The 21,636-nt window shown below is 48.3% G+C and carries 22 protein-coding genes; 20 read left to right on the forward strand and 2 right to left on the reverse strand.

All coding sequences use genetic code 11. The features are described from left to right. Window positions 1-130: 130 nt before the first annotated feature. The 8 genes from H9L42_RS04490 (at window position 131) to H9L42_RS04525 (ending at window position 10,117) form a co-directional block, all read left to right on the forward strand. A complete protein-coding gene (locus H9L42_RS04490; RefSeq protein WP_187302191.1) occupies window positions 131-931 on the forward strand; it encodes a hypothetical protein in 801 nt (266 codons plus the stop codon). 119 nt (window positions 932-1,050) lie between these two features. Beyond that, window positions 1,051-2,472 carry a sigma-54 interaction domain-containing protein gene (locus H9L42_RS04495; protein ID WP_187302192.1) on the forward strand — a complete coding sequence of 474 codons (1,422 nt, stop codon included), beginning with the start codon at window positions 1,051-1,053 and terminating at the stop codon, window positions 2,470-2,472. Window positions 2,473-2,701: 229 nt separating this feature from the next. Continuing rightward, window positions 2,702-3,577 carry a dimethylarginine dimethylaminohydrolase family protein gene (locus H9L42_RS04500; RefSeq protein WP_187302193.1) on the forward strand — a complete coding sequence of 292 codons (876 nt, stop codon included), beginning with the start codon at window positions 2,702-2,704 and terminating at the stop codon, window positions 3,575-3,577. A 23-nt stretch (window positions 3,578-3,600) separates the two neighbouring features. Next, window positions 3,601-5,286 carry a M20/M25/M40 family metallo-hydrolase gene (locus tag H9L42_RS04505; protein ID WP_187302194.1) on the forward strand — a complete coding sequence of 562 codons (1,686 nt, stop codon included), beginning with the start codon at window positions 3,601-3,603 and terminating at the stop codon, window positions 5,284-5,286. A gap of 32 nt (window positions 5,287-5,318) precedes the next feature. Continuing rightward, complete coding sequence (locus tag H9L42_RS04510; protein ID WP_187302195.1) at window positions 5,319-6,782, forward strand: amino acid permease; 1,464 nt, start codon at window positions 5,319-5,321, stop codon at window positions 6,780-6,782. Between the two features lie 160 nt (window positions 6,783-6,942). Continuing rightward, on the forward strand, window positions 6,943-8,373 hold the full coding sequence (gene glnA, locus H9L42_RS04515) for a type I glutamate--ammonia ligase (protein WP_187302196.1): 1,431 nt from the start codon (window positions 6,943-6,945) through the stop codon (window positions 8,371-8,373). A 228-nt stretch (window positions 8,374-8,601) separates the two neighbouring features. Further along, window positions 8,602-9,570, forward strand: coding sequence for an ABC transporter ATP-binding protein (locus H9L42_RS04520; protein WP_187302197.1), 969 nt, complete (start codon window positions 8,602-8,604; stop codon window positions 9,568-9,570). Next, window positions 9,542-10,117, forward strand: a complete 576-nt coding sequence (locus tag H9L42_RS04525) for an ABC transporter permease (protein ID WP_187302198.1) — start codon at window positions 9,542-9,544, stop codon at window positions 10,115-10,117. Before H9L42_RS04520 ends, H9L42_RS04525 begins: the two co-directional genes overlap by 29 nt. Window positions 10,118-10,139: 22 nt before the next feature. Here the strand turns inward: H9L42_RS04525 and H9L42_RS04530 are convergent, their stop codons facing one another. Further along, window positions 10,140-11,534 carry a zinc-binding metallopeptidase family protein gene (locus H9L42_RS04530; RefSeq protein WP_187302199.1) on the reverse strand — a complete coding sequence of 465 codons (1,395 nt, stop codon included), beginning with the start codon at window positions 11,532-11,534 and terminating at the stop codon, window positions 10,140-10,142. Between the two features lie 130 nt (window positions 11,535-11,664). On the opposite strand from H9L42_RS04530, the gene H9L42_RS04535 reads away from it, so the two are divergent. The 4 genes from H9L42_RS04535 (at window position 11,665) to rpmB (ending at window position 15,636) form a co-directional block, all read left to right on the forward strand. Further along, complete coding sequence (locus H9L42_RS04535; RefSeq protein WP_187302200.1) at window positions 11,665-12,204, forward strand: GNAT family N-acetyltransferase; 540 nt, start codon at window positions 11,665-11,667, stop codon at window positions 12,202-12,204. A gap of 245 nt (window positions 12,205-12,449) precedes the next feature. After that, window positions 12,450-14,795 (forward strand): anaerobic ribonucleoside triphosphate reductase, encoded by a 2,346-nt coding sequence (locus H9L42_RS04540; protein ID WP_187302201.1) that lies wholly within the window; start codon window positions 12,450-12,452, stop codon window positions 14,793-14,795. Beyond that, window positions 14,792-15,328, forward strand: coding sequence for an anaerobic ribonucleoside-triphosphate reductase activating protein (nrdG, locus tag H9L42_RS04545; protein ID WP_187302202.1), 537 nt, complete (start codon window positions 14,792-14,794; stop codon window positions 15,326-15,328). The genes H9L42_RS04540 and nrdG overlap by 4 nt, the downstream gene beginning before the upstream one ends. 116 nt (window positions 15,329-15,444) lie before the next feature. Continuing rightward, entirely contained in the window at window positions 15,445-15,636 is a 192-nt protein-coding gene (rpmB, locus tag H9L42_RS04550; RefSeq protein WP_187302203.1) for a 50S ribosomal protein L28, read from the forward strand. 37 nt (window positions 15,637-15,673) lie between these two features. On the opposite strand, the gene H9L42_RS04555 is transcribed toward rpmB, so the two are convergent. Beyond that, window positions 15,674-15,865, reverse strand: coding sequence for a hypothetical protein (locus tag H9L42_RS04555; RefSeq protein ID WP_187302204.1), 192 nt, complete (start codon window positions 15,863-15,865; stop codon window positions 15,674-15,676). A gap of 95 nt (window positions 15,866-15,960) precedes the next feature. Here H9L42_RS04555 and H9L42_RS04560 point away from each other — a divergent pair, with 95 nt between their 5' ends. From H9L42_RS04560 to H9L42_RS04595, 8 genes are all read left to right on the forward strand, one after another. Then, complete coding sequence (locus tag H9L42_RS04560; protein WP_187302205.1) at window positions 15,961-16,347, forward strand: Asp23/Gls24 family envelope stress response protein; 387 nt, start codon at window positions 15,961-15,963, stop codon at window positions 16,345-16,347. After that, entirely contained in the window at window positions 16,348-18,390 is a 2,043-nt protein-coding gene (gene recG, locus H9L42_RS04565) for an ATP-dependent DNA helicase RecG (protein ID WP_187302206.1), read from the forward strand. A gap of 90 nt (window positions 18,391-18,480) precedes the next feature. Continuing rightward, window positions 18,481-18,681: an alpha/beta-type small acid-soluble spore protein gene (locus H9L42_RS04570; RefSeq protein ID WP_187302207.1), complete on the forward strand. Its 201-nt coding sequence runs from the start codon at window positions 18,481-18,483 to the stop codon at window positions 18,679-18,681. 21 nt (window positions 18,682-18,702) lie between these two features. After that, window positions 18,703-18,903, forward strand: coding sequence for an alpha/beta-type small acid-soluble spore protein (locus tag H9L42_RS04575; RefSeq protein ID WP_187302208.1), 201 nt, complete (start codon window positions 18,703-18,705; stop codon window positions 18,901-18,903). Window positions 18,904-19,040: 137 nt separating this feature from the next. Continuing rightward, window positions 19,041-19,583: a 16S rRNA (guanine(966)-N(2))-methyltransferase RsmD gene (rsmD, locus tag H9L42_RS04580; RefSeq protein ID WP_187302209.1), complete on the forward strand. Its 543-nt coding sequence runs from the start codon at window positions 19,041-19,043 to the stop codon at window positions 19,581-19,583. A gap of 66 nt (window positions 19,584-19,649) precedes the next feature. Then, a complete protein-coding gene (gene coaD, locus H9L42_RS04585) occupies window positions 19,650-20,135 on the forward strand; it encodes a pantetheine-phosphate adenylyltransferase (protein WP_187302210.1) in 486 nt (161 codons plus the stop codon). A gap of 12 nt (window positions 20,136-20,147) precedes the next feature. After that, complete coding sequence (locus H9L42_RS04590) at window positions 20,148-20,723, forward strand: hypothetical protein (protein WP_187302211.1); 576 nt, start codon at window positions 20,148-20,150, stop codon at window positions 20,721-20,723. A gap of 134 nt (window positions 20,724-20,857) precedes the next feature. Then, a complete protein-coding gene (locus H9L42_RS04595; protein ID WP_187302212.1) occupies window positions 20,858-21,271 on the forward strand; it encodes a hypothetical protein in 414 nt (137 codons plus the stop codon). The last annotated feature ends 365 nt before the right edge of the window (window positions 21,272-21,636 follow it).

Consider the following 21,636-nt stretch of genomic DNA (forward strand, 5'->3'; position numbering starts at 1 on the left):
CTGGCGAGAAAATCTGCGGAAATGGGAGCTTTTTATACGCAATTTGAAGAAAAGCATTAACGGTGTGCACCACCAGCTTCAGACAGGGTATGGGATTTGAGAAAGATAAAATGAGGACAGGAGGAGCATCATGTATGATATAGTATCGCAGGTAAAGGCAGATTGCGATTTTCAGAGAAAGCTGCTGGGCAGATACCAGCGCGAATGCGAGGAACTGCCGAAAGGTGTGCTTTGCGTGAAAGAAAAGAAGGGGAAGCATTACTTTTACAAGCAGACCTTTCATGACGGAGCGCGGTGCCAGATGTATATTCCAAAGAAGAACGAGGAATATGTGCAAGCCTTGAAAATCAGACGGTTTCTGGAAGAGAGCATGAAGATCTTCCAGAAAAATATTCAGGCAGAAGAGAAGTTCCTGCGGCGGTATCAGAGCTACGATCCAAATCTGATTCAGGCAAGCCTGCCCGGAGCGTACCGGCCTCTGCCGAACCGCTGCTTCTGGGAGGCAGGGAATCAAAACCAGATACAGTGGCTTAAAAATACGCGGCGCGACAAGCAGCGAAACCCGGAGAAAAAGATTCATATCACACCGGGAGGATTACGTGTCCAGTCAAAAGGTGAATTGATTATCGCGGCTTCCCTGGAGGCAAACGGAATTCCGTTTCGCTATGACCAGGAGCTGAGACTGGGGGGACACGTCATTCATCCGGATTTTGAACTGCTGGACCCTTATCGGAATATCCCGGTTTACTGGGAACACTTCGGGATGCTGGAGGATGAGGACTACTTTGAATCAGCTGTCTGGAAGCTGAAGCTGTATCAGAAAAACGGTATTTTTCTTTTTGACAGGCTGCTGGTTACAGCAAACGCGCCGGATGGATCCTTTAATGGAAAGATGGTCGATCGGATTATAAAAGTATTCCTTTGCGGCTGAACGGGCTTTCGGCAGAAAAAGAGCAAATCCAACTGCGTCTTGCAAAATGCGGGTGCTGCCTTGTATAATAAAAGAGGAGCAGAAATCTTAAAACAGAGCCGGAAAATCAGAAGAACGCAATGGAAGATGGAAGCGGAAAGGGTTTTATGTTTGGAAATTGTCTGGAACAACTGAGTAACATATACGACAGTGTGGATTCGATTATGATTACAAACCGGGAAGGGATTATCGAATACACGGCTGTGATTGACGCGGGAAAGTGTTCGATTGGAAATGAAGGATATACCGGAAGGCACCTTTTGGAGGTATATCCGGATTTGACGGAAGCGGAAAGCACGATGTTCCGCGTGATGAAAACCGGGCAGCCGATTGTAGACGAAATACAAACCGTGACAGACTGGAATGGAATGACCATGACGATTTCCTGCAGCACATATCCTATTGAACTGGGAAACAAGATCATCGGCGCGGTGGAAGGGGTCATCCTTTTAGATCCCGAAGGAAGTCCCCGCAGCAAGGATATCCAAAAGCGGCAAAACGCGAAACTGCAGGAAGACCGGCTTTACTGCCTGGATGATCTGATTACCGAAGATCCTTATATGAAAAAGGTGAAGCAGCAGATCCGACGGGCGGCGGAAGGCGGCTCTCCGGTGATGCTCATCGGGGATACCGGGACCGGAAAGGAACTGGCGGCTCAGTCTATTCACAGCCACAGCCGGAGGGCGGACGGTCCCTTTGTTTCGCAGAACTGTTCGGCGATTCCCATGGGCCTTTTGGAAAGCACACTGTTTGGAACCGCGCGGGGCAGCTATACGGGAGCGGAGGACAGAAGGGGGCTCTTTGAACTGGCCGACCGGGGCACTTTGTTTCTGGACGAGCTGAACTCTATGGAGATTAGCCTGCAGGGAAAACTCCTGAAAGCTGTGGAGGAACAGAAAATTCGCAGGATCGGAGAAGAGCGGGAACGGAAGATCGATGTCCGCATCGTTTCCGCGGTCAACCGCGATACCAGAGATATTCTGAGCGCGGGAGAGTTGAGAAGAGACTTGTATTATCGGCTGGGCGTCGTCGAAATACGACTGCCGCAGCTGCAGGAGCGAAAACAGGATATTCCGGTTTTGATCCGGCATTATATTGAAATTTACAACCGGCAGAGAGGTATGCACATCCGCGGATACAGCGAACTGGCGCAGAAAATGCTGCTAAACTATTCATGGCCGGGGAATATCCGGGAGTTGCGAAATGTGGTTGAATACGGATTCAACATGGCGCAGGGGGAGGAACTGACCATGAGGGAACTTCCGGACACCCTGCTGTATGAGAAGAAACAGGTCAGCGAAGCGGTGAAACCGGAGCTTTCCGCAAGTATCCCGGAACCGGACGGAGAACATTCTCTGACGGAAATGGTGGAAAGCTTTGAAAAAGAACTGATCCGGCAGGCGTGCAAAACTGCGCCCAGCATGACGGCCGCAGCGGAAAAACTGCGGATCAGCAGGCAGGCTCTGAGCTACAAACTGAGCAAATACGGATTAAAGAAATAGGGCGAAAGAAATTTTGCGCAAGATGCAAAATTTCTTTCGATTTCGAGGTCGAGAAAAAAATTTTGCGTATTATACAGAAAGTGAATAAGATTCTGAAAACATCTGATTGCAAGGGAAACCAGCTGGAAAACGAGGGAAAAGCACGTTGGCATGAATTTTGCTTACTATAATTATTACACTATGAAACAGAACGGCTGCCGGAAGGCGGCAGGAATCAGGAGGAAAACTTATGGATTATGGATGTCAGTCAATGGTGAAAAAAATTGAATCAATTTTAATCAAACGGCCGCAGCAGGCCTTTATCAGCCAGGAAAATCTGGACAAAACCTGGGAGGAATTCAAATACTTCGGCTGCCCGGATTATGAGACCGTTTTAAAAGAATATGAAGTATTTGAAAAGTACATTACCGACAATGTAGAAAACGTTTACTATCTTCCCCAGGATGACCGGACTGGCCTGGATTCCATTTACACCCACGACCCGCTGAAAATCACCAAAAAGGGAGCGATTTACTTCCCTATGGGCAAGGTGCTTCGCGGCAGAGAGTGGGAAGCGACAAAAGAGTTTCTGGAGGGAATCGGGATCCCCACTCTGGGACGGATTGAGCCGCCGGGAAAAATGGAAGGCGGAGATGTGCTGTGGATTGACGAAAGGACGGTTGCCATCGGAAGAGGATACCGGACCAATGACGAAGGAATCCGCCAGTTCAAAGAATTGACAAAGGACTTCATCGATGAATATATCATTGTGCCAATGCCCCATGGCGAAGGAGAAGACGCGTGCCTGCATCTGATGAGCATTATCAGCTTTGTAGATACGGACAAGGCGGTGGTTTATTCCAAATTCATGCCGGTATTTTTCCGCGAATATCTGATTGACCGGGGAATCACGCTGATCGAAGCAGACGACGATGAGTACGACTATCTGGGAACAAATTTGCTGGCTTTGGAGCCGGGAAAAGTAATCCTGATCAAGGGATGCCCGAAAGTAGAGGCGAAATTAAAAGAGCTAGGTGTGGAAGTGATGACTTACGAAGGAAAAGAGATGTCTTACAGGGGGACCGGAGGGCCGACCTGCCTGACCTGCCCGCTGTGCAGAAAATAAGGGAAGGCAGAGAACAAAACAAGATGAGTGAAAGACATACAATTTTACAGGGGATTGAAAAGGATATACAGAACATTTTATACCGCTACATGAAGACCCAGAGCTTCACCTATACGGAGAGGGAAAAAGAAGCGGAACAGTTCCTGGTGGATCATTTGTCTAAAATTCCGTATTTCAGGGAGCATCCGGAGCATTTTGGAACCTGGTCCATCCCGGGAGACCCTTTTGACCGGGCGGTTTGCTACGGAATGGTGAAAGGCGAGGGAGACGATACGATTGTGTTCGTCCACCACAATGATGTGGTGGAAATTGAGGATTTTAAACTGCTGAAATCCTATGCCTTTTCTCCGGACGAACTGGCGGAGGAACTGATGAAAATCAGAGATTCTCTTCCGAAAGACGCAAAAAAAGATCTGGAAGAGGGAACCTTCCTTTTCGGACGGGGCGGAGCGGATATGAAGGGCGGCGGCTCGATTCAGCTGGCTCTTCTGGAGCGTTATAGCAGAATGGAACACTTCAGGGGAAATGTGATTGTCATCGCGGTTCCGGATGAAGAAAACCTCTCCGCGGGAATGCGGGCAGGCGTAGAACTTCTGGCAGAGCTGAAAGATCGGTACAAGCTGAACTACAAGATTATGATTAACTCGGAACCTCATCAGAGAAAGGATTTTTCCCAGGGAATTTTTTCCGAAGGATCGGTGGGAAAGATCATGCCGTTTATTTATGTGAGAGGGTATCTTTCTCATATCGGAAAGGTATTTGAAGGCTTTAACCCGCTGAACCTGATGAGTGAAATTGTGCGGAGCACAGAGCTGAATATGGACTTTTCCGATGTAGTAGGCAATGAGAGCGCTCCGCCGCCGACCTGGCTATATCTGAAGGACAGCAAAAAGCAGTATGATGTTTCCATGCCGCTGTCCGCGTCCGGATGTTTCAGTATTTTGACACTGGATCAGAGCCCGGCGGAGGTAATGGAAAAGGTGAAAGGGATCTGCGTCCGATCTTTTGATAAAATTATCGGCGAGATGAACGAAAGCTACAACCGCTTTTCCGAAGTGGCCGAGCCGGTGGCAAAGGGGCTTCCATGGAAAACAAAGGTTATGGATTTCGCCCGGTTGTACGAAGAAGCTTGTTCCGCTCATGGTCAGCGCTTTAAAGCGGAATATGAGAGAAAATTAGAATACCTGTCTCAACAGATGAAAGACGGGAGCATCAACATTATTGAAAGCAACTTCGCGCTGGTTGAGTTTGTCTTCGACTATATCGGCGATCTGGCGCCGAGGGTGGTTTACGGATTGATCCCGCCGTATTATCCGAATGTCTCAAATCTGTATTTTACCGATCTGGCGCCGGAAGTGGCGTCTTTATCGGAACAGCTGGACGCGTATACGACCCGGCAGTACGGACAGCATTATACGCGTGAATATTTTTATACGGGGATTTCCGATCTCAGTTATACCAGCATTAAAGACGGAGCGAAGACATTGGACTCCCTGAAGAATTCTATGCCGTTGTTCGGGGACTTTTACAGGATTCCTGTAGAAGCTATCGAAAAGATCGCGATGCCCTGTATGAATATCGGGCCATGGGGAAAGGACTTTCACAAGCTTACAGAACGGGTATGCAAAGAAGACCTGTATGAGAGGACGCCCCGCATCATAAACAAGGCGGTTTCTCTGCTTCTTGAGAATCCGTTGCTGACAGAGTAATGAGCTGCCAGTCGAAAGGAGAACATTAAAAAATGAGTGAAAGAAAAGATGAGAGTGGGCTTCAGAGGAAACTCTCGCCCAGACAGATGAATATGATCGCCATCGGCGGCGCCATCGGAACCGGACTTTTTGTAGCGACCGGTTCCTCCATCAGTACCGCCGGACCAGGCGGCTCTATGGTTGCCTATGGGCTGATTGGAATCGCGATTTACTTTATTATGACGGCTCTGGGAGAAATGGCCACATATCGGCCGGTTCCGGGAGCCTTTGAAACCTACTCCACTGATTATGTCGATCCGGCTTTCGGTTTTGCCATGGGATGGAATTACTGGTACTGCAGCGCTATGACGCTGGCAACGGAACTGGTAGCGTCCGCCATTGTTATGAAATTCTGGTTCCCTGACAGTTCGTCGGTAATGTGGAGCGCAATATCGATTATCCTGCTGCTTGTTTTAAATCTGTTTTCAGCGGGAATCTTTGGTGAAGCGGAATTCTGGTTCGCCGGAATTAAGGTTGTAACGATTATTATTTTCCTGGTCATCGGTGTCTTGATGATCTTCGGGATTTTTAACTCCGATACAGTAGGATTTGAAAACTGGACGGTCGGAGAAGCGCCTTTTGTCGGCGGAGGTTTTGCCATTTTTAGTATCTTTATGGTCGCCGGTTTTTCCTTTGTTGGCGTGGAAGCCACAGCCATCGCGGCGGGGGAATGCGTTAACCCGGAAAAGACGGTTCCCAAAGCCATCAACAGTGTGTTCTGGAGAATACTGCTGTTCTATATCGGCGCGATTTTTATTGTCGCGACCTTGATTCCATATACGGACCCGAATCTTCTGAACGCGGATGTAGATAATGTAGCGGTCAGCCCGTTTACGATTATCTTTGAGAAAGTCGGTCTTGCGGCGGCGGCTTCTTTTATGAACGCGGTCATCCTGACTTCCATTCTTTCCTGCGGAAATTCGACCCTCTACTCTGCCAGCAGACTTCTGTACTCCATGGCAGAATCCGGAAAAGCGCCGAAGGCGCTGGGGAAGGTCAGCAAAAAAGGGGTGCCCCTTTATGCGGTGCTGTTTACCGCGGCAACGGCCTGCCTGTGCTTCCTGACTTCCCTGGACAGCGACAGTGTCGTTTATACCTGGCTGTATAACGCTACCGGACTTACTGGTTTTCTGACCTGGTTTGGCATTTGTATCTGCCATATCCGGTTCCGGAAAGGGTTTAAAGCTCAGGGAAGGGATATTAACGAGCTGAAGTATAAGAGCAAATTCTATCCATTTGGAACCTGGTATTCGCTGATTATCTGCACAGCGGTCATTTTGGGACAGGGATATTATGCCTTTACATCCTCCGGTATCGACTGGTATGGAATTTTAGTTGCCTACATCGGACTTCCGATTTTTGTTGCTTTGTACATAATACGCAAAGTTGTGAAAAAGACAAAAATTGTACATGTCGCGGAAATGGATTTGTCAAAAACTCCTATGCGGCAGCAATAAAATAATGAAAGCAAGAATACCGTACGGAGCGAACCGTGCGGTATTTTTACGGCCCCGGTAAAGATTTTCCTTGAGCCTGTCGGAAACTCAGGGTATAATAAAAACATCGGTCAGACAGAAAACTCTGACTTTTGAAAAAGCATAAAAAGGAGAATTGTGTATGTTTAACTCATTAGTGGAAGCAAAACGCTTTATGGAAGAAAAACATATTCAGATGGTGGACTTCATGATGATCGATCTGAACGGAAGATGGCGTCATCTGACGATTCCGGCGGATCGCTTCACCGAAGACACCTTTAAAAGCGGAATCGGCTTTGATGGAAGCAACTATGGATTTGCTCCGGTAGAAAAGAGCGATATGGTATTCATTCCGGATCTGTCGACCGCTTATGTGGATCCGTTCATGGAAATTCCCACCCTGGCGATGATCGGAGACGTCTATGTCATCGATGTACCAAATAACCGTCCTTTTGATCAGGATCCGCGAAACGTTGCCAAGCACGCGGAGGAATACCTGAAAAAGACGGGGATCGCCGATGAAATGAGAGTGGGGCCTGAATATGAGTTCCACGTATTTGATCATGTGAGCTATTCCACAGCGCCCAATGAATCCAGCTTTTACATTGATACGGAGCAGGCGGAATGGAACAAAGAGGATCGAGATTTCAACCTGGGATATAAGATGCCCCACAAGGGAGGATACCATATGGCGCCGCCTCAGGACGTGCTCTATGATTTCCGAAGCAGAGTCTGCATGCTGATGGAGGATCAGGGGATCCGCGTCAAATACCATCACCATGAAGTCGGCGGTCCGGGACAGCTGGAAGTCGAAGTGGAATTCGGTACTGTAACGGAAATGGCGGACAAGACCATGATGACCAAATATCTGATTAAGAATGAAGCCATTGCCGAAGGAAAGACGGCAACCTTCATGCCGAAACCGATTTTCGATGAGGCGGGAAACGGCATGCATGTCCATATGCAGCTTTTCAAAGACGGAAAGCCGCTGTTTTACGATGAAAACGGCTATTCCCAGCTTTCGCAGACCGCCCTGCACTTTATGGGAGGAATTTTAAAACATATCCGCGCGCTCTGTGCTTTTACCAATCCGAGCACCAATTCCTTCAAGCGGCTGGTGCCGGGCTATGAGGCTCCGGTTACCATCGGCTTTGCCACCGCTAACCGCAGTTCGGTAATCCGGATTCCGGCTTACGCGAAGGATCCGGATAAAAAACGGTTTGAAATCCGCAATCCGGACGGAACTTGCAATCCTTACTACGCGCTGTCCGCGATCCTGATGGCGGGATGCGACGGAATCAAAAATAAGATCGATCCGATGGCGGAGGGATACGGACCTTACGATTTTAACCTCTATAATCTTTCCGATGAGGAAAAGAAGCAGATCAAGAGTCTTCCGAGAACGCTGGATGAAGCTTTGGATGCGCTGGAAGAGGATCATGACTTCCTGACAGAAGGCGGAGTTTTCCCGGAAAAGCTGATTGAAATCTGGCTGATTAACAAGAGAGCGGAAACGAAGAAGCAGAGCATGATGCCGACTCCGATGGAATTCGACATGTACTATGACCTGTAAAGCGATCTGACAAAGAAAGACGAACCGCGGCGCGGGCTGCCTGAAGAAGGCGGGCGCCGTGGTTTTTTGTGACTGTTTTTTGAGTAATTCGAGGAAAACAGGATGAACGCATGAAGTTTTTTCCATGAAAAAACCAGAGACCGCTCCGGGATTCTTCCGGCCGCGCTGACAATCCCATAGTACCCTTGAGACGAGACTTTAAACTATAACTGAAGGAGGGTACGATAGATGATAGAGGTGAAAAAACTGGTAAAAAAATACGGGAACCATGTAGCCGTAGACGGTCTGACCTTTTCCATTGATAAGGGCAGAGTCTACGGCTTTTTAGGTCCCAATGGCGCGGGAAAAACCACGACCATGAATATCATTACCGGATATCTGGCGGCGACAAAAGGAAGTGTGACGGTCAACGGATATGATATTCTGAAAAACCCGGAAGAATTTAAAAAATCCGTCGGCTACCTGCCGGAGCTTCCTCCGGTTTATATGGACATGACGGTGAGGGAATATCTTCTTTTTACCGCCGAACTGAAAGGCGTTCCCAAAAAAGAACGCCAAATCCAGACGGAGGTTATTATGAGCAGAGTAAAGCTGTCCCATATGGCGGATCGGCTGATTGCCAATCTTTCCAAGGGGTATCGGCAGCGTGTGGGGTTGGCGCAGGCAATTTTAGGTTTTCCGGAAACCATTATCCTGGACGAACCCATGGTGGGGCTCGATCCCCAGCAGATTATCGAAATCCGTCAGCTGATTCGGAGCCTGGCAAAGAACCATACAGTGATTCTCAGCTCCCATATCCTGGCGGAAGTACGGGAATTGTGCGATTATATTCTGATCATCGCCAAAGGAAGACTGGTGGCCCAGGATACGCCGGAAAACCTGGAGCGCCTCTTCAGCGGCAGAGATACGCTGTGCCTGGAGGTAAAGGGAACCTTGGATCAGATCAAACAGATTCTGGCAGACGTCCGCGGTATCGAGGATTCCGAGTTCAGCAGAAAAGCAGAGGATCACTACGAAGTAAAGCTTACACCAAAAGAAGGAGCCGATATTCGGGAATCGCTGTTTTTTGCCTTCGCCGAGCGCAGGTGCCCGCTGCTTTCGCTGTATGAAGATAACGGCTCCCTGGAGGATGTTTATCTGAAACTGATTCAGGAAGGAGGAAAACGTCATGAGAGCCGTTTACAAAAAAGAGCTTAGCTCCTTTTTCCGATCCATGACCGGATATGTTCTCATTGCGTTTCTGGTCACATTTACCGGAGTCTATTTTATGATTTATAATCTGAGTCAGGGATATCCGTATTTTTCCTATACGCTGTCTTCGATTATGCTGGTTCTGCTGGTACTCGTTCCTGTGTTGACCATGCGCAGCTTCGCGGAGGAGAGAAAGAGCAAAACGGATCAGCTGCTGTTTACTTCTCCGGTAAAAATCAGCAGTATTGTAATAGGAAAGTACCTGGCGATGGTAACGGTATATCTGCTGCCGAATCTCCTGTTCTGTCTTTTTCCTCTGATTATCAAAATGCAGGGGAACGCGTACCTGCAGTCTGACTACGCGTCTATTTTTCAGTTCTTTCTGATGGGATGCGTGTTTATCGCGGTGGGAATGTTCTTTTCCAGTCTGACAGAAAGCCCGATCATCGCGGCAGTCAGTACCTTCGCGGCGACGCTGGTTCTGTATATATGGGAATATCTTGTCAATTATCTTCCTTCGGGAGCCGTATCCAATTTCATCGCACTTTTCTGATCGGAGCCGGTATACGCGGCTACTACTGCTGGTTTTCTTCCCCAAAGCTTGCCATATAATCCAGTATCACGGAAAGATTATCCTCGGCGTCCTCAATATCCGTGTTCCATACAACCAGATTCAAGTCTTCTTTCTTGTCAAGAAAGACCGAAGCTGCCTTGTTTTCCAATGTTCCGGTGGGCTCTGTGTTCATTCCCCGGCTCAACGCTTCGATTAGAGGAGTCTCCGGTGAGACGTACCACAGCCCGGTTGTGGACAGCTCACTGTAATTGACGTCGCAAAGCCCGCAGGTTGTCTCAAAGACCGTATGCATTTCATCCATTATGGTATTTTCAAGGCTTTTGGCGTTAATCTGCATCCGGAAAGAGCGGTTTTTCGTGGAAATTTTTCCGATATTGGAAAAGGCGGTTACCTCATCATCATCGGAGCGGTAATAGGTGCCGTTTATAATGGTGTACATCAGGCTGACAATATTAGCAGTATCGTCATCCGCGATGACCCGGTCCGGCAGATCGATTTCCGTCATGGTATATTCAAACGATTCATCAAGATCTTCATAATATTCCGCTACATTTTCATAAGAATTCTCAAATCGGCTGGTAAAACTTGTCACATCATTCTCCTGCAAAACGATCGCCGCTTCCGCCCGCCGCGGATACAGATCCACATCTGTCCCGCCGTTAAAGGACGCCAGTTCAAAAAGAACTCCGGAACTCTGGCAGGAGGCCAAAAGATCCCCGATGGTCTTTATGGCGTTGGGATACTCGCCGCGGTGTTCATAAGGGCTTTTATAAGGGGTCCCGTCTAAAACGATCCGGTACGCCTTTGTGTACCGGGGTGAAACCATGTCCAATTCTTTGGAGGCCATTATATTGGAAGACGCCGCGATGCTGTTAATGAGCTCTGTGGAATTGCCGTCGTTCACACTGATGAAATTATCCGTGTTTAGATACTCCTTGCCCAAAGCGCTGGCGCCAATGGGTCTTCCTTCCTTTTCAAAGGTGATGATCCCGGTCAGTTCCCCATGCTGCCGCGCGCCGTTTAAGGCCGTCATGACGGCAGATACACTCTGCAGATCTTCGCTTTTCTCCTCCGGCGTATCCAGTGACACGCTGGCGTGGAACGTAAAATCTTCCGCGTCTTCATAACCGGAAGACGCGGCTTTTGACAAAACGATATACTGTTCTCCGGATGATTTGACGGTCAGATTATTTTCCTTTGCCCAGGAGGAAAGTGAATCCGCAATCACCTGGAAGGTTTCGGCGTTTTCCGACGCCTGTGTAATCTGCTCATAATTCTGATCCATCCGGTCTTTTATGGAAACTTCGTTTTCTTCTCCCTGGCTGCCGCAGCCTGTAAAAAGAAGAAAAACGGCAGTAAATGCCGAAATCAGTAAGATGGGAAAAAATCGCTTCATAATTTGAATTTCTCCTTGTTTATTATTGAAAATCCTATATAATAATAGCATATAGTGTTTTACAAAGGTAGAGCTTTTTACGAGATTTCACGAAATCTTAACAATTTCCTTTGAGGGGGAAACAGGCAATATGGAGACAAAAAATTTGATCATCAGAGAGACCGTTTTCGAAGACTGCGAATTTTTCGCCAGGTGGGAAACCGATCCGGAGGTGACCAGGTTTCTCAGCTATGAGGATGACCGTTCCTATCCGGAGATCGTAGAGGAGTGGATTTTAGATAAACAAGACCCGGCGAAACTGCAGTTCACCGTAGTGAAAAAGGAGATACAGCAGCCTATCGGAAGAATCTGTATCAGCAGGATGGACCCGAAGAGTGACTCCCTTGATATTACAAAACTTTATATCGCGGGGGAGGCAAACCGGAAAGTCGGATTCGGAAAAGAGCTTATGAGAGAGCTTCTGGAGTATTGCTTTGTGTTCCTGCATATGGAGCGGGTAACGCTGGACTATTATACCGGAAATAAAGCTGCCGCGGCTCTTTATGAAAAAATGGGATTTCAGAGTGAAGGCACCGCGAGAAACGCCGCCAAGAAAAACGGAAAGTATTATGACCTTCATTTAATGTCTATGCTGCGCTCTGAGTTCTTCGAGAGGGTTCACGACAGATAACAGAAAAGAAAGCAAGATAGGATCAGAAACCTGCCGCGTTTGAGGAATCAAGCCCGGCAGTCTTTTTTTGTTATTTGCGGATGAAGAATAGGAAAAAAGATTGCTTCTCTGTCTTGACTTCCGATCTAAACCATGTATAATTTTTATGTACCACTTCCAGAGACCACTAGATATAGTGTGGGCGCGAAGTGTTGAAATCAGACGATAGCGGCGTTTTTTAGGTCGCTTTGTAAAGGGGATACAGTATGGATTCAATTAAAAAGATTATTAAACGAGACGGCAGGACGGTTGACTTTGACGTCAACAAAATCGCGGACGCGATTTATAAAGCGGCGAAAGTATTAGGCGGAAAAGATAAGGATATGGCCATGTATCTGGCCAGGCAGGTAGAGCTTTACCTGGCGGAAATCCGTCACAACGATACGCCTACGGTAGAGCAGATTCAGGACGCGGTGGAAAAGGTCCTGATTGAAAACGGACACGCGCGTACGGCGAAGGAGTTTATTCTGTACCGGGCGGAGCGGACCAGAGTGCGGGATATGAATACCCGTCTGATGAAAATTTATGAAGATCTGACCTTCAAGGAAGCGGCGGAAAACGACATCAAAAGAGAAAATGCCAATATTGACGGGGATACCGCCATGGGAACCATGCTCAAATACGGTTCCGAGGGAGCAAAGCAGTTTTATGAGATGTTTGTATTAAAGCCGGAGCACGCGAAAGCCCACAGGGAAGGAGATATTCACATCCACGATCTGGATTTCCTGACTCTGACCACAACCTGCTGCCAGATTGATATTGAAAAGCTGTTTAAAGGCGGGTTTTCCACAGGCCACGGCTTTTTAAGAGAACCTAATGATATTCAGAGCTACGCGGCTCTGGCCTGCATCGCGATTCAGTCCAACCAGAACGATCAGCATGGAGGACAGAGTATTCCGGATTTCGATTACGGCATGGCAAACGGCGTGAAAAAAACCTTTAAAAAACTGTACTGGAAAAATGTAGGAAAGATGCTGGACATTCTTTACGATATTGACAACGGCGTGGACAAAGCCATGGAGATCGGAAAAAGCATCGAAGAGGAAGAGGGGATCTGTCCGATTCTTGCCGATGACAACGGATATAAGGAAAAAGAGCGGGAATATCTGAAAGAATTCTGCGAGGAAGAGGAGATCGGACGTCTCCAGGAACGGGCGACCAAATACGCCAACAAGGAGATCCGGCGGGCCACCTATCAGGCTATGGAAGCCTTTGTTCATAACCTGAATACCATGCATTCCCGGGCGGGCGCGCAGATTCCGTTTTCCTCAATCAATTACGGTACGGACACGTCTCCTGAGGGGCGGATGGTAACGGAGAACATTATGCTGGCCACAGAAGCGGGACTGGGCAACGGGGAGACGGCGATTTTCCCGATTCATATTTTCAAAATAAAGGAAGGCGTCAACTACAATCCGGAAGATCCCAACTACGACCTCTTCAAGCTGGCCTGCAGAGTATCGGCAAAGAGACTGTTTCCGAACTTCTCCTTCATTGACGCGCCTTTTAACCTGCAGTTCTATAAAGAAGGCGATCACAATACAGAAGCCGCCTACATGGGATGCCGTACAAGAGTTATGGCCAACGCTTACGATCCGGAGCGGCAGGTGGTGGGAGGCAGAGGAAATCTGAGCTTCACCTCGATCAATCTGCCGAGAATCGCCATCAAGGCCCACGGCGACATTGATCTGTTCTTCGAAGATCTGGACCGCAAGCTGAGCCTGTGTGTGGATCAGCTGATGGAACGCTACAAGATTCAGGCGTCCAAGAAGGCGAAAAACTATCCGTTCCTTATGGGTCAGGGCATCTGGCTGGATTCGGACAAGCTGAAGCCCAATGATTCGGTGGCGGAGGTCTTAAAGCACGGAACCCTGACGGTGGGATTCATCGGACTCGCGGAGACTCTGAAAGCGCTCATCGGCGCGCATCACGGCGAGAGCAGAGAGGCGCAGAGCCTTGGCCTGGAAATCATCGGGTACATGAGAAAGCGTATGGACGAGGCCACAGCAAGAACCGGATTCAATTATTCGCTGATCGCGACGCCGGCGGAGGGACTGTCCGGCCGCTTTGTGCGGATTGACCGGAAAAGGTTCGGCGTGATTGAGGGTGTGACGGATCGGGAATATTATACCAACTCCTTCCACATCCCGGTATATTACAACATTTCCGCTTTCGACAAAATCCGGCTGGAAGCACCGTATCACGCTCTGACAAACGGCGGGCACATTACCTATGTGGAACTGGACGGAGATCCGTGCAAAAATCTGGACGCCTTTGAGCGCATTGTCCGCTGCATGAAGGAAAGCGGAGTCGGATACGGTTCCATCAATCACCCGGTAGACCGGGATCCGGTCTGCGGATATACCGGTATTATTGATAACGAATGTCCGCACTGCCACCGAACAGAAGATGACGGGGACGAAGGATTCGAACGTATCCGCAGAATCACCGGATATCTGGTAGGTACGGTGGACCGCTTTAATAACGCCAAAGCGGCAGAGGAAAAGGACCGCGTCAAACACGACGTGGCGGAAGGGTATGAGGTGATATGAGTCAGGCAGGCACGATCCGGCTGGCGGGAATCGTCCGGGAATCCATCGTAGACGGACCGGGATTCCGCTTTACGGTATTCTGCCAGGGATGTCCCCACCACTGTCCGGGCTGCCACAACCAGCAGACCCATGATTTCGCGGGAGGAAAGGACGTGGCTCTTTCGCGGATACTGGAAGAAATCGATAAAAATCCTCTTCTTTCCGGCGTAACCTTTTCCGGGGGAGAACCTTTCTGCCAGGCCGGAGCCTTTGCGGATCTGGCGGAGGAGGTGGAAAAAAGAGGTCTGGATATTGTAACCTTTTCCGGATATACATACGAACAGCTGCGGGAAAAAGCCGAAACCGACGAGGATACAGCCCGGCTCCTGGCACATACATGGCTGCTAATCGACGGGCCCTTTAAAAAAGAGGAAAAGGATCTGACGTTAGCGTTCCGGGGCAGCCGAAACCAGCGGATTATCGATCTGAACGCCACCAGAAAGGAAGGAAGGCTGGTTCTGTGGGAGAAAAAAGAAGAAAAAAGCGGAAGTTAGGCGAAAAAAGAACTTGTACAGAGGATTTCTGTATGATATAATGTCATTTGTTCGAGTGCTCTCGAATCAATTTGTAATCATGCGAAAGCTTAAGATACTTAAAGGAGGTGCGGTAGATGTCAAGAAAATGTGAAATTTGTGGCAAAGGCCAGGTTTCCGGAAATAATGTGTCTCATTCCAACAGACACACAAGAAGAAAATGGAACGCGAACATTCAGACGATCCGGATTGAAGAAAACGGAACAGTAAGAAAAGCCAAAGTTTGTACCAGATGCATCCGGTCAAACAAAGTAAACCGTGCCATTTAATGAAAAAAGCAAGACCTGCCGCAAGCGGCGGGTCTTTTCATTTACAGTAAAGGCGGATTCCACAGAACAGCAGCAGACATCCCAGCAGCAGAATCCACGCTTTTACCGGGAGGAAAAAGGCGCAGATTGTGACAACTCCGAACACAAGCAGCACGAATCCCATATCTTTGACATCGTGCCGGCACGGAGGCCGTTTATGTTTACGTTTCTTACATTTATTCCGATTCATAGCATCACCTTTTACAGATTATGATTTTCTTTCGGAGATTGTGCAGAGACGTTTAATTATGTTAAAATAGATAAAACTATCAGGAGGAGCGAATTTTGATTACAGTAGAAACGGAATTCGGAACGATTACGATTACAAAATCCGTGATTGGAAAAATCATTACAGACGTCATTGACGAATTTGAAGGAAAAGTGATCATTTCCAACCATAAAGGCAAAGTGCCGGGCCTTGTTTCCAAAATCGGAGGAATGGACGAAATCAGCAATATGGAGATCAACCTTACGGAACAGGGACTGGATATCCGTATTTTTGTCGTTCTGCGGTTTGGAACCAGTATCACCCGCGTGACCAACCAGCTGGTGGATGAAATTCACAGGCGGGTACGGGAAATGACCGCTATGGAGCCAAACAGCGTGGCAGTTGTTGTGACAGGGATGATTTCCAAGCATATTGCTCCAAGACATATCGAGGTGACGAGATAGATGCAGTTAAAGGATCCGGTAAGCGTATTAAAAGGGGTTGGCCCGAAAAAGCAGGCCGCGCTAAAGCGTCTGGGGATTGAGACCATAGGCGACTTTCTGATGTTTTTCCCCAGAGAGTATCAGGATCGGCGGAGCATCTGCCCGATTTCCCAGCTGAAACAGGAGCAGCCGGTCCGGGTGCGGGCGGAAGTGGAACTGGTGGTAAAGGATCCCTACCGCAGAGGAAGGCGGCAGAATCTGAGACTTCTTGTAAAGGATCCCACCGGAAAGCTGGAGATCGTTTTTTTTCAGGCAGGGTATCTTGCCGATTCCTTTAAAATCGGGACAGTCTATGATTTTTACGGAAAACCGACGGTGAACCGGGGTCGGATGCAGATGCTCCATCCGGACTTTTCGAAACAGGAGCAGGGAGAGTCTTCGGGGATTCTTCCGGTGTATCCTCTTGCCGCGGGACTGACGCAGAAGGAGATGCGCGGCTGGCAGAAAACAGCCCTCAGCGCGGCAGGAGAAATCGGAGAATATCTTCCCGCGGATCTTGTCAGCCGCAACCGGCTCTGCAGTCTGGAATACGCCATTGCCAACGTTCACTTCCCCGAAGATCGAAAACCGCTGCTGCAGGGAAAATACAGGCTTATTTTCGATGAACTTCTGGCCCTGCAGACCGGCCTCTTAGCGGCCAAAAACGCTTCTTCCTCCGGCAAAAAAGGAATTGTGTTCAGCCCCGGCGAAAAGGCAGAGGCGTATATCATGGGCCTCGGATACCAGCTGACATCGGCCCAGAAGCGGGTAACCGAAGAAATTCTTTCGGATCTTTCTTCCGGAAATGTGATGAACCGGCTTGTGCAGGGCGATGTAGGATCCGGAAAGACGGTGGTAGCGGAAATTGCCCTGTACAAAGCAGTAAAAAGCGGATTTCAGGGCGTTATGATGGCGCCTACGGAAATTCTGGCAAAGCAGCATTACAGCGGCCTTTCCAAAAGCTTCGCTTCCCACGGGATTAAAGTCGGCCTTCTGACCGGGAGCATGGGCTCGAAAGAAAAAAGGGAAACGCTGCGGGAACTTGCGGAGGGAAGGATTCAGATTTTAGTCGGGACCCACGCGATTATTCAGCCGGATGTGGTCTTTCACAAACTGGGACTTGTCGTTACCGACGAGCAGCACCGGTTTGGCGTCAACCAGAGGACCGCTCTTTCCGAAAAAGGGGAAAACCCTCATGTGCTGGTTATGACCGCGACGCCGATTCCAAGGACCCTGGCGGTGATCCTGTATGGAGATCTGGATATTTCCATCATTGACGAGCTTCCGCCGGGAAGGCAGAAAATTACAACCCGCGCCATTGATCAGAGTCAGCGAAACGCCTGTTATGATTTTGTGGAAAAGGAACTTCAGAAAGGAAGGCAGGCCTATGTGGTAGCGCCGCTCATCGACGAATCGGAAACGCTGGATGTGAAATCGGCGGAAGAGCTGTATCAGGAACTGAGCGGACGGTTCAAAGGCGTTCAGACCGCGCTGCTGCACGGGGCCATGAAACAGCAGGAAAAAGACGGGATTATGGAACGTTTTTATAACAATGAGATCCAGGTGCTGGTTTCCACGGTTGTCATCGAAGTGGGCATCAATGTTCCCAACGCCACGGTTATGGTGATTGAAAACGCGGAACGTTTCGGACTCGCCCAGCTCCACCAGCTGCGGGGGCGGGTAGGACGAGGGTCGCACCGTTCCTACTGTGTTCTGATCTCCCACAATCCTTCGGAGATCGCCCAGCAGAGGGCGCAGATCATGGCCGAGTCCCAGGACGGTTTTTACATAGCCGAACAGGATTTAAAGCTGCGGGGACCGGGAGAGATTTTCGGCACCAGGCAGCACGGCGTTCCGGATCTGCTGCTGGCGGATCTGGCAAAGCATATTAAAATTTTAAATGACGTAAAACAGGAAGCCCAGCGGATTACAGAAGAAGATCCGCTGCTGGAAAGTGAAACCTACAGCGGTCTCAGAAGGCGTGTAATCAAGCTTTTCGGCGAAGACTTTTCCCTCAGGCTGTAGCTTGCCAAAAGCAGGAAGGTAAAGCAATTATTACATGACATACTTTCTTTCTCCCAGGTTAAATTAATAGCGTACAGGAGGTGAGATAACATGTCATTACAGGATAAAATGAATACAAACGCGAAACCCGCGTTGAAGAACCTGAAAACAGAAGTTGCCAATGAACTTGGACTGTCCAACTATGATCAGACAGACAAGGGCAACCTGACTGCGAGACAGAACGGCTATGTCGGCGGCTATATGACAAAGAAGCTGGTCGAGATGGCAGAACAGCAGATGTCTGGAAAATAACACCACGGGAGGTAAGAGAGCATGTCATTACAGGATAAGATGAATACAAACGCGAAACCCGCGTTAAAGAACCTGAAGACGGAAGTCGCAAACGAGCTGGGACTGTCCGACTATGAGCAGACCGATAAGGGCAACCTGACCGCAAGACAGAACGGCTATGTCGGCGGCTATATGACAAAGAAGCTGGTTGAGATGGCAGAACAGCAGATGGCCGGAAAATAACCATGTGCTGTCAATAAGTTAATTCTGAGATGTATTGAAGGGTATCCACTGGAACACTTTCCTTGGTGGATGCCTTTCTTTTTGTGGAAAGGCTTTACAGAATATGATAAAATAATTCCCTAAGAGGTGACAGAACAATGAGAATTATAGCAGGAGATTATAAAGGGCGGCGGCTTCATACCCCTGTGGATGAGCGAATCCGGCCCACAACCGATAAAGTAAAGGAAGCGGTGTTCAGCATGCTGGACAGCCAGATAGGACTCTTTGGAATCCGCGCGCTGGATTTGTTTTCCGGAACCGGAAATCTGGGGCTTGAGGCTCTGAGCAGAGGCGCCAGGCATTGCTGGTTCGGGGACAGCTCCCGGGACAGCTTAAAGCTGATAAAGGAAAACATCGCTTACTGCAGGGCGCAGGACAAATCCACCGTGCTGGCGGGAGATTTCCGGAAGACTCTGGGAAGGCTGGGGACGCGGATGGATGTGATTTTTCTGGATCCGCCCTATGAGATGGGGTTGCTGCCCGAATGTTTTTCGCTGATTCGGGAATACGGGTGCCTGGCAGAGGACGGATTGATTGTAGCGGAACACAGAAGGGAAGAGCAGCTTCCGGAGGAACTGGAAGGCTTTGAGAAAATCAAAGAAAAAAAGTACGGAACCGTTGTAATATCAATCTATGGTTGATATCGGCGGGGGTCTTGTGATACAATACGATATAGAACAGGCTCAGACAGGCGGAGGATAGAAGACATGAAGCAAAAAGCCATTTACACAGGCTCGTTTGACCCACTGACAAACGGACATATGGATATTATTACAAGAGCGTCAAAGCTGTACGACAAACTGGTGATCGGAGTGATCTTCAATCCTTCCAAGAAATCCATGTTTACACTGGAGGAACGGGAAGAGATGATCCGTGAGGCGACGAAGGATCTTCCCAATGTGGAAGTGGATCATTTCTCCGGGCTTTTAGCGGATTATGTAAATGAAAACAAGTTTGACGTAGTAGTCAGAGGCCTTCGTGCTACTACGGATTTTGAATATGAGATCCAGATGGCGCAGATGAACGCGAGACTTTACCGGGATAATGTGGAAACGATCTTTTTAATGACGAATCCCCAGTATTCGTTTATCAGTTCCAGTATGATTAAGGAAGTACATTCTCTGAACGGGTGCGTGGACGGACTGATCCCGGAAATCATTTTAGAATATATGGATAAGAAAAGAAAGGTTTAGGGGAGGACACGAATGAAGGTATTAGATCTGTTAGAAGAAATTGAAGAAATCGTAGATACCGCGTCAGGATTTCCGTTGACAGGAAAAATCATGGTCGATGCGCAGGAACTTTTGGAAATCGTAAGGGAAATCCGGCTGGAGCTGCCGGATGAAATTCAGCAGGCCCAGTGGATTAAAAACGAGAGAGAACGGATTATCGCGGAAGCGAAGAAGGAATATGAGGCGGTTATCGCCGATGCCAAGCGGCAGGCGGAAGCCCTGGTGGAAAATGACGATATCACCGTTAAGGCAAAGCTGAGAGCGGACGAGCTGATGCGGGTAACCGAGGAAACCGCCAAACAGCTTAAGATGAGTACCTATGATTATGTGGACAGCATCCTCTATAATTTCCAGGAAAAGATGGAGCATCTCAACGCTTTGTATTTCGGGGACATGTTCGGAACCATTGAGAAAACGTTCAACGATATTAACGAAACTCTTGCCAGCAATCGAAATGAAATTAAAGAAATGGCTTACCGCACCGAGAGTGGACAGGATGAGATCCTGCCGTCGGAAAATGAAGAGGATCCGGATTCGGAACGTGACTGAGCGGAAATCGTGAAAGGGTAAAAAAATAAAGATAGAGAAAAAAGGACATCGCTAATGATGTCCTTTTGCGCGTGGGGAATGGGAAAATGGGGAATTTGATTAACCTTAGTAAATAATTGCGGAAGAGGGATTTTATGAGGAAAAAAACAAGAAGAATATTGCTCATCATCATGGCAGCGATTTTAGCATTCGTATGCTTTTTTCTATACTCCACGACAGGAAAGAGAAGTGATATAAAAGAGAGAAATGAGATAAAAGCAACGGTAGAAAAAGCTTTGCGGATCAAGTATGGGTGGATGAGAAATGAAAATATAAAAGATATTGCCACAATACAATGCCAGAAACAGCTTAAAGAAGATGATTTTTATGAAAGATTGACCTTTTATATGATAAATAGAGATTTCATGGATACCTACTATGAGGAAGGCCCGAATAAAGTAAGAGTATGTGTGGAACTTTATGATCCGGATCTTTTATTCGCAATCTTTACGCTGGAAAAGACGAAAGAGGGGAAATATTTAATAACCCGTTATGAGTGTGATGTGTAAAATTTAATCTGTATATGGTCCTGATTTTGAAATAAAGCCCGGGGATTATATTTGATGAAGAAAACGCGGGCAAACATTCTGCCTTTTCCCCCGGCGCTGTTTGCCCGAAAGTCGTCTGAAGCTGATCTGCGGGCGAACATCCTCTGTTTTTTTCACGACTTGTTTGCCCACTTGCTTCCAATAAGGTGAATTTCGCGGAGAAAAGAGGGAGATTTTAAGTCTCCGGGCAAACAACCCACCTGTGTTTACACCAATGTTTGCCCCCAGACCTTCCTGCCAGAAGCCGTGGGCAACCATCTCCCTGATTTGGGCAGCAATGTTCGCCCGCGGTAGGGGCTTTCCAACAAAGGGGAGGGTAAATATGA

It is taken from the genome of Zhenpiania hominis, assembly GCF_014333425.1.
In the GTDB taxonomy this organism is placed as follows: Bacteria; Bacillota; Clostridia; order Peptostreptococcales; family Anaerovoracaceae; genus Hominibacterium; species Hominibacterium hominis.